This is a genomic window from Streptomyces sp. WELS2 (assembly GCF_013870595.1).
Classification (GTDB): Bacteria; Actinomycetota; Actinomycetes; order Streptomycetales; family Streptomycetaceae; genus Streptomyces.
Genome location: NZ_JACBWZ010000970.1, coordinates 1 through 2,138, shown reverse-complemented (window position 1 = coordinate 2,138; position 2,138 = coordinate 1). Strand labels below are relative to the sequence as shown.

Genomic DNA, 2,138 nt, shown 5'->3' with positions numbered 1-2,138 from the left:
CGGCGCGGGGTACGTGTCGGCAGCGGGGCATCGGTGACGGCGGAGACGGGAGGTGCGTGTGACGGCTGTGGGCCTGGCGGCACCGTTGTGGGACCTCCACAGCGGACAGGGGCCGCGGCAACTGGCCGAACTGGGGCTCGCGCTGCTGCTGTCCAGCCTGATCGGCTGGGAGCGGGAGGCCCAGCAGAAGAGCGCGGGGCTGCGCACCCACACCCTGGTCGGCATCGCGAGCGCCCTGATGATGGAGGTCTCCCAGCACGGCTTCAACGCGGTGCTCGGCCTGCAGAACGTGTCCTTCGACCCCTCACGGGTCGCGGCGCAGATCGTCTCCGGGATCGGCTTCATCGGCGGCGGCCTGATCTTCGTACGACGGGACGCCGTACGGGGCCTGACCACGGCCGCCACCATCTGGCTGACCTGCGCGGTCGGCATGGCCTGCGGCGGCGGGCTGCCCGTGCTCGCGCTGGCGGTCACGGCCCTGCACTTCCTGGTGGTACGGGGTTTCCCGCTGCTGTCGTCCCGGCTGGTCCCCGGCCGCGCCGCCACCGCGTTCGAGGCGCGCCTGACCTACCGGACGGGAACGGCGCTGCTGCCCCGCCTGCTGCAGACATGCACCCGGCGCGGCTTCCGCATCGTGCAGGTCAAGGTGGAACGGCTGCCCGGCCGCACCGACGACGCCGCGCGGGTGCTGCTGCAACTGGAGGGCACCGCGGATCCCTCCGGGCTCGCCTCGGAGCTGTTCCGGGACGACGGGGTGCTGGACGTGGAACTGTCCGCCGCGGCGGAGGAGGAGTGACCGCGTCCCCGTCCCCCGGTCCTCGACCGTCTGCCGGCTCGTCTCCCGGCCGCCGACCGTCTGCCTCGCCGTCTCAGCCCTCGACCGACTGCTGGGTCGCCGTCCAGGCGTACTGGAGCCAGTCCGACACGGTCAGCGCGCCGAAGCCGGCGCCGACCAGCCGGGTGAGCCGGGGGGAGGCGGCGTAGGAGCACGCCAGGGCGCCGGCGGCCCAGGCGGCGGTGCAGAACGGGCAGGACACCAGGTCGCCGACGGCCCGCCGGAGCCCGCTGCCCCTCGGCTCGTCCATCACCTCACTGGCCTCGCCCTCCTCCGCACGGCGGGTGAACGGCGCGCGGAGGAAGCTGGTGATCTTGTCCTTGGTCACCACCCGGGACGCCTTGTACGCCGCCGTGCCCATCAGCAGCACGTCCCACGGCGGCACGTCCTGCGGCAGCCGTACGCCCCGGCGCCGGGCCAGCACCGCGAACGTGCCGATGCCCGCCGCGAACACGGAGGCGAGGGCGGCGTAACCGCCCAGCGGCGGCTCGCTCCGGCCGTCGGCGTAGCGTGCGGCGTCCGTCGTCATGAGACCTCCATCGATCACGCCGGCGTCCTGCGGTCCGTGCCGGGCGCGGAACGAGTGCCCTCCTGGCCCGCGGTGACACGCCGCCTTGTGGCGGCCACCGGAGGGGCATATATTCATCGCATGATGAATAACGGCTCCTGAGAAGGGCGGCACGGCGATGGACGACGAGACCACATGCTGTGTCGTGGGCGGCGGCCCGGCGGGCATGGTGCTCGGGCTGCTGCTGGCCCGCGCCGGGGTCCGGGTCACGGTGCTGGAGAAACACGCCGACTTCCTGCGCGACTTCCGCGGCGACACGGTCCACCCGTCGACCCTGGCCCTGCTGGACGAACTGGGCCTGGCCGAGCGCTTCGCCCGGCTGCCGCAGCGCAGGGTCCGCACCGTCCAGCTGCCCGTGGGGGCGGGCCGCGCGCCGGTCACGGTCGCCGACCTCTCCGTCCTGCGCGGACCCTACGACTACGTGGCGATGGTGCCCCAGTGGGACCTGCTGGACCTGCTGGCCGAGGAGGCCCGGCGCGAACCGTCCTTCGAGCTGCGGATGAACACCGAGGCGACCGGGTTCCTGGTCGAGTCCGGGCGGGTCGCCGGGGTGCGCTACCGCACCGCCGACGGCGGCACCGGCACGCTGCGCGCCGTCCTCACCGTGGCCTGCGACGGCCGCGGATCGCTGGCGCGCGCCCGGCCGGAACTGCGGCTGCGCCGCTTCGCCTGCCCCATGGACGCCTGGTGGTTCCGGCTGCCGCGGCGCGAGGGCGACCCGGCCGGGCTCGTCGG

The 2,138-nt window shown here is 74.2% G+C and carries 3 protein-coding genes; 2 read left to right on the top strand and 1 reads right to left on the bottom strand.

What is annotated here, in order from left to right; all coding sequences use genetic code 11:
* Nucleotides 1-58: 58 nt before the first annotated feature.
* Nucleotides 59-796, top strand: coding sequence for an MgtC/SapB family protein (locus tag H5J33_RS32400; RefSeq protein ID WP_309485539.1), 738 nt, complete (start codon nucleotides 59-61; stop codon nucleotides 794-796).
* Between the two features lie 73 nt (nucleotides 797-869).
* Here H5J33_RS32400 and H5J33_RS32395 read toward each other — a convergent pair whose 3' ends face one another.
* Nucleotides 870-1,364: a DUF1360 domain-containing protein gene (locus H5J33_RS32395; RefSeq protein WP_181798295.1), complete on the bottom strand. Its 495-nt coding sequence runs from the start codon at nucleotides 1,362-1,364 to the stop codon at nucleotides 870-872.
* A 157-nt stretch (nucleotides 1,365-1,521) separates the two neighbouring features.
* On the opposite strand from H5J33_RS32395, the gene H5J33_RS32390 reads away from it, so the two are divergent.
* The coding region (locus H5J33_RS32390; RefSeq protein WP_181798294.1) for an FAD-dependent monooxygenase at nucleotides 1,522-2,138 on the top strand (617 nt) is incomplete at its 3' end.